At 58.8% G+C, this 5486-nt stretch carries 7 protein-coding genes; 2 read left to right on the forward strand and 5 right to left on the reverse strand.

The window, feature by feature from the left end:
• A partial coding sequence (locus tag Q0743_RS03510) for an SOS response-associated peptidase family protein (RefSeq protein ID WP_298240206.1) occupies positions 1–252 on the forward strand: 252 nt, incomplete at its 5' end.
• Positions 253–429: 177 nt separating this feature from the next.
• Here Q0743_RS03510 and Q0743_RS03515 read toward each other — a convergent pair.
• Positions 430–654, reverse strand: coding sequence for a hypothetical protein (locus tag Q0743_RS03515; RefSeq protein WP_298240207.1), 225 nt, complete (start codon positions 652–654; stop codon positions 430–432).
• Between the two features lie 307 nt (positions 655–961).
• Here Q0743_RS03515 and Q0743_RS03520 point away from each other — a divergent pair, with 307 nt between their 5' ends.
• Positions 962–1117 carry a hypothetical protein gene (locus tag Q0743_RS03520; RefSeq protein ID WP_298240208.1) on the forward strand — a complete coding sequence of 52 codons (156 nt, stop codon included), beginning with the start codon at positions 962–964 and terminating at the stop codon, positions 1115–1117.
• A gap of 429 nt (positions 1118–1546) precedes the next feature.
• On the opposite strand, the gene Q0743_RS03525 is transcribed toward Q0743_RS03520, so the two are convergent.
• The 4 genes from Q0743_RS03525 to Q0743_RS03540 form a co-directional block, all read right to left on the reverse strand.
• Positions 1547–2482, reverse strand: a complete 936-nt coding sequence (locus Q0743_RS03525) for a L,D-transpeptidase family protein (RefSeq protein ID WP_298240211.1) — start codon at positions 2480–2482, stop codon at positions 1547–1549.
• 118 nt (positions 2483–2600) lie between these two features.
• Positions 2601–3356, reverse strand: a complete 756-nt coding sequence (gene istB / locus Q0743_RS03530; RefSeq protein WP_298240209.1) for an IS21-like element helper ATPase IstB — start codon at positions 3354–3356, stop codon at positions 2601–2603.
• Positions 3357–3367: 11 nt separating this feature from the next.
• A complete protein-coding gene (gene istA, locus Q0743_RS03535) occupies positions 3368–4879 on the reverse strand; it encodes an IS21 family transposase (RefSeq protein ID WP_298240212.1) in 1512 nt (503 codons plus the stop codon).
• A 109-nt stretch (positions 4880–4988) separates the two neighbouring features.
• A partial coding sequence (locus Q0743_RS03540) for a hypothetical protein (RefSeq protein ID WP_298240210.1) occupies positions 4989–5486 on the reverse strand: 498 nt, incomplete at its 5' end.

Raw genomic sequence — 5486 nt, forward strand, 5'->3', positions numbered from 1 at the left:
CTTGCCGATCATCCCATGATGGCTATTGCCGGACTTTGGCGCGAAGGTGATGACAATCAGCCGCCATCTTTCACGATGCTGACGACCGAACCTGGGCCGGATGTTGCGCCGTTCCATGACCGGCAGATCATCATTCTGGCGCCACCGCAATGGGCGGATTGGATCTTCCTCGTCAAACCGGAAGGCGAACTGCTGGCTCCCTTGCCGAAGGGCAGCCTGCGCGTTGAACAGGTAAGGTCTGGTTCGGATTGACTTGGCCCTCAAGTTCAGTCGGTTTGCTGCGGGCAAGTGCCCTCGGTTCTCCCCTTTGAAGCGTATTGAACGATGCACAACGCCTATTGCAGCAAATGCTAGAGCAGCGTGACCACGGCTCAAACGACAATGCCGACCGCAAGATTGCGATCGGCATCATAATGGCTTGGAGATAGCTTAGTCGACGTGCACCGACCCTTTAATGGTCACATCCGGGTCATTGTGCTTTTCCTTGATGATGACCTTCTTCTTCACGACTGGGTGCCGTTGCTTGATAACGACGCTACCGGTCGTATCGGGGTCCACTTCCCGATGTTTCTTGATGACGGTGACGTCGTCTGCAAGTGCAAAGGTTGCGCTGGAAAATGCAGCCGCAAGGCCGAGTGCGATTACCTTTTTCATTGTGTTCTCCTTTCAATTGGACCAATGCTTGGCAAACGCAGGGGGTTTTTTTAGGTTCCTCAACACTCGTTGCGGCGCACGGCTAGGCGATCAGGGTACGCATCAGGCGGTTCAAGAATGCGCCGCCTTCCGAGCGCACCACACGACGAAGCTGACCAAGAGACCAGTGACGATGGGAAGCCAAAACGCAGCCAGGATGACTGCGCGACTTTTTTCCTGCGGCCAATTGTCATGGCCGGCCCGCACGATGACCGCAGCGGCAAGAGCTGCCATCGATGTTGCGACCCAGAATAGGAGAAAGGTTTGCATGTCTGTCCTGGCTGGTTGCCGCGTGCAAACGCCCTCGCAGCCGGTTGGTTCCTGGGGCGGCTATACTCAGCCCGCCGCTTTCGCGATCGACTGGCAGATCCGCATTCTCATCATCGTCATTATGGTGGGGGAGGGACACTCCAAGGCCTGCTGATTGGGCACGGCGTTTTATTTCGTTCCCCGCAAACTCCTGTAGAACCAAAGTGGTCTCGCCCGACGATTTGACGGCATTTGTTGCATACCAACCGGCTCGGCCAGTCGAACCGGACCTCTGCGCCGGCAGTGAGAGGCTGATCGTTAAAGTAGGCAGAGTAGGAGGCGAGCAGCGGGCCACGCCATACGGCTCAACAGCGCCCAATTCAATCAAGGCGACCCAGTCTCCGCTTGTCCGACGCGTCCTTCTCCGAAACCAAAGCGCAGCGGCATGTCGCCGACACGCCGCCCGCTGAACCGAAGAAAACGCCATTCTCAAGCCGATGCTTTTCTCTCGTTCTCTGTCTATACCGAACGGGGCGTGCAATGTCGCTGAGCCGCATCATCCCAGGCTGCGGCCCAGACCTTGAGTGTCGCGCGTCTGCGCAGATCAATTGGCGAATTTGACAATGGTGCCGAACCTGGCCATTCGCGCCAATTCTTCGGCATCCCAGTTCGTCAGGCGAACGCAGCCATGCGACGCGCCCTTGTCGATGAGTTCCGGGTCGGGCGTGCCGTGAATGCCGTAGGTAGGTTCGGTCAGGTCGATCCAGACGCTGCCGACCGGTCCATTCGGTCCTTTGGGGACGATAAGAACCCTGTTGTTCTTGCCCTGCTTGAAATTCACCTTTGGATCGTAACGATATACGGGCATCCAGCTGACGCCCTTGACTTTATGCGTGCCTTTGGGCGACGGGTTGTCCTTGCTGCCGACGGTCGCAGGATAGACCGCAATCAGCTTTCCCGCTTCGTCGTAAGCGCGCACCTGCCCAGCTTTCTTGCTCACCACGATCCGCTTCACCTTCCCCTGTCGGGGCGGGCCCGGATCGACAACCTGCACCGTCTTGCCCGGCGCGAAGTCGGAGCCGGGATTGAGCTTTTGCAGCAGCGTCACAGTCATATGAAATCGCTCCGCCAGTTTTTCAGCCACGCTGGTATAGCCCATGGTCGGCATCTTCGCCTTTTCCCCGTAATCATCTGGGATGCGGTCGACGAGGCCGGCAGCATCATCGGCCGTAATCGTGTAACTCTTGACGATCGGGGTTTTGTCAGAATCCAGCGTGTTCGTCAGATCCGGATCAAGCTTTCCGTCGGACGACACGCCATTCATGGCCTCGTAGCCGGCGATGGCTTTGCTTACATTTTCGCCATAGAGCCCATCGATTACCCCGGGGGAAGAGCCTGCCCGGTCAAGGACCACCTGAAGGCGAACAATGGCCGGGTCGGGAGCATCAGATGCTTTCGCAGGCCTGTCAGCCGAGACAGACGCAAACGATGCCGTGTTGATGTCTTCCGCCTGCGTATTCCAATGATGCCGGACGGGGATTCCGAGGCGAAGCCGGACAGCTATTCCAATTTCATTCCGGACGGCGTTCCGATTTGAAGCCGGACGCTTTGACTTGCCCAAGGGTCGATTTGATCTTTGGAGGCAACTGCGTTCGAGGTCAAGCCAGAGCTGTTTCGGTGGCTGGCGTCGCTCGCTGTTTTCGCATGCTGTCGCCGGAAAGTTCGATGCGGTAGGCATTGTGGACGAGGCGGTCGAGGATGGCATCGGCAATGGTTGGATTGCCGATCATGTCGTACCAGTGATCGACGGGAATCTGACTGGTCACGATCGTCGATCGCTTCTCGTATCGATCCTCGATGATTTCCAGAAGATCGCGGCGCTGCTCGTCGGTGAGCTTCTCCGGCCCCCAATCGTCCAAGATAAGCAGATCGGTCCTTGCCAGGGTTTTGAGGACCTTGGCGTATCGGCCGTCGCCGCGGGCCAGCGCCAAAGTGGCAAACAGCCGAGGAACGCGATGATAGGCGACGGAGAAGTCCTCCCGGCATGCTTTGTGGCCCAGCGCGCAGGCAAGCCAGCTCTTTCCCACTCCGGCCGGGCCGATCAGCAGCAGGCTGTGTCGCTGCCTGATCCAGTCGCAGCCGGATAGCTTCATGAAGAGGTTGCGATCCAGTCCGCGAACGGTGCGGAAGTCGGCATCTTCGATCTGGGCGTCATGGCGCAGTTTTGCCGCACGCGCCCTGGCTTCGAAGCGTTTCTGCCGGCGCGCTGTCGTCTCCCGTTCGAGCAGGAGTGCGAGCCATTCCGAATGTTGGAGGCTTCTTGCCTCCGGTTGCATCTCCAGTTCCTGGTAGGCGGAGGCCATGCCGGAAAGGCCGAGTGCGTGCAGCATGTCGATGGTAGGGTTGGTCAGCATTTGTTGTCTCCTCAATGAAAGTAGCCGGGGCCGCGCAGATTGGCGTGTTCGACGACCGCGGCCGGTTCGGCTGAAGGTTTTGCGGCTTTATAGGTGGCGATGAGCGAGGCGATGCTCTTGCAGGTCAGGCCGCCGATCTCGACGGCACGGGCCGAGACCGCTTCGGCCTGGGCATGACCGATGCTGCGATAGAGCTTCAACACGCCCAGGCATGTTCTAAAGCCCTGTTCCGGATGCGGACGGCTGGACAGGATGGCGACGATCAGCCCTGCGGTCTGCGGTCCGATCGATGCGCCCCAGCGCCGGAACCGCTCCGGCGTCCACTCGGCGTAGCGGCGGTGCGAACTGGGCATGTGATCGGGATCGGTTCCGAAGCGCGATCCGCCATAACGGCGCTGGTGCGCAGCAACCCGCTGGCCTTTCGAGAATATCTCGATGGTCCGGCTAGTCGCCCGGACATCCACCTGCTGGCGGATGAGATTGTGCGGCACGGAATAGAAATAGCGTTCGAACTCGATGTGATAGTCCGTCGACACGCGCGCAAACCGCCATTCGGCAAACTCATAGTCCTGCGCCGGAAGGCTGGCGAGCGCGGGACGTTCCATGGTCTCGAAGAGATGCCGGCGACTGATGCCCAGCCGGCGCATGACATGGCTGTTGATGCGCTCGACTGCCTCGGAGATCGCCGCATTGGCCTCGGCAAGCGAGAAGAAGGTCTGCTTGCGAAAGCGACCGAGAATGCAGCTCTGGGCGAAACGCACGCCGTTCTCGACCTTGGCCTTGTCCTTCGGACGTCGCGGCCGGGCCGGAAGGACGCCGACGCCGTAATGCGATGCCATCATTCCATAGCTGCGATTGATCTCGGGGTCGTAGAAGCTCGCACGGCTGACGCCGGACTTCAGATTGTCGGGCACGATCAGGCGCGGAACGCCGCCAAAGAAGCTGAACATGCGCACATGCGAGCCAATCCAGTCCGGCAGGGTCTGCGTCCATGTGGCCTCGGCGAACGTGTAGCTCGACGCTCCGAGAACGCCGATGAACAGCTCCGCTTCGCGAACCTCCCCGGTCTTACGGTCGACGACCGGCACGCGTCTGCCGGAATAGTCTACGAACACCTTGTCGCCGGCGACATGCTCTTGGCGCATCGAAGGCACGAGCCGCTGTTCGAAGCCGCGGAACAGATCGCAGAACCGGCTGTAGCCATAGCCGTCCGGATGAAGAGCGCGATATTCCTCCCATAAGATGAGCAACGTCACGCCCGGCTTCTTCAGCTCAATGGCAAGAGCAGCCCAATCCGGCTCTGCCCGTCGACGCGTCCCCTGTTTTGTGCCGGCGCGGGCGAAAAGCCTGCCTTCCAGAACGTCGTCGGTGAGATCGCCAGGCAGAGGCCAGGTCAGGCCTGCGGCTTTAGCCCGATCCAGATTGTCTTGCACCGTGCTGCGGGCAATACCCAGCATCACCGCTATATCGCGGACGCTCACGCCGTCCGCCGTCAGTCGAAGCATTTGTCTGATGTGTCGCATGGTCAGCTTTCTCTTGGCTGGCATGAACGTCTCCCTGTTGATCACAGAGAGCCTCATGCCGAGGTTGCTGACCCAAAGGCATCGTCAATCCAAAATAATTGTCCGGCAATTAATCGGAATGCTGTCCGGCTTCATCTCGGAATGCTGTCCGGTTTTTGATCGGAATCCCGTCCGGTTCGATCTCGGAATCCGCATCATAGGTGTCGTCACCGGTATGCAGTCGAATGTCGCCGACCATGGTGCCGTGGTTCCGGATTATGTCGGTTCCGCTGTCATTGACGAAGCTCACTGCATCGTACGAGTACAGCGAGCCATCAATAATACCGGTGTTTTTTAGGACAATGGTCTCAGCGGACCCTTCACTGTAAATTCCATATTTTCCGAATACCGACCCGGTGTTGTGGAAGATGGATCGGGTGGTTTGGTTCGCGCCGCTAAAAAGTGCACCGACATTGTCGGACGCAATCAACCCATCGTTGGTTAAAGCTGCCTGGTTGCCAAAGAAACATACGCCGATATTTGCGGCGTATACGCGGCCACTGGTGCCAAGGTCCACTGTCATTCCAAAGTCTAGATTCAGGTTATTGCCTAGCTGGATAGCATTATT

The organism is uncultured Bradyrhizobium sp. (genome assembly GCF_936943645.1).
Taxonomy (GTDB): Bacteria; Pseudomonadota; Alphaproteobacteria; order Rhizobiales; family Xanthobacteraceae; genus Bradyrhizobium.

Coding starts and splice junctions, on each gene's coding strand:
- Q0743_RS03515 (WP_298240207.1), bottom strand. CDS start 654: ATGAAAAAGGTAATCGCACTCGGCCTTGCGGCTGCATTTTCCAGCGCA.
- Q0743_RS03520 (WP_298240208.1), top strand. CDS start 962: ATGTCTGTCCTGGCTGGTTGCCGCGTGCAAACGCCCTCGCAGCCGGTT.
- istB (WP_298240209.1), bottom strand. CDS start 3,356: ATGCTGACCAACCCTACCATCGACATGCTGCACGCACTCGGCCTTTCC.
- istA (WP_298240212.1), bottom strand. CDS start 4,879: ATGCGACACATCAGACAAATGCTTCGACTGACGGCGGACGGCGTGAGC.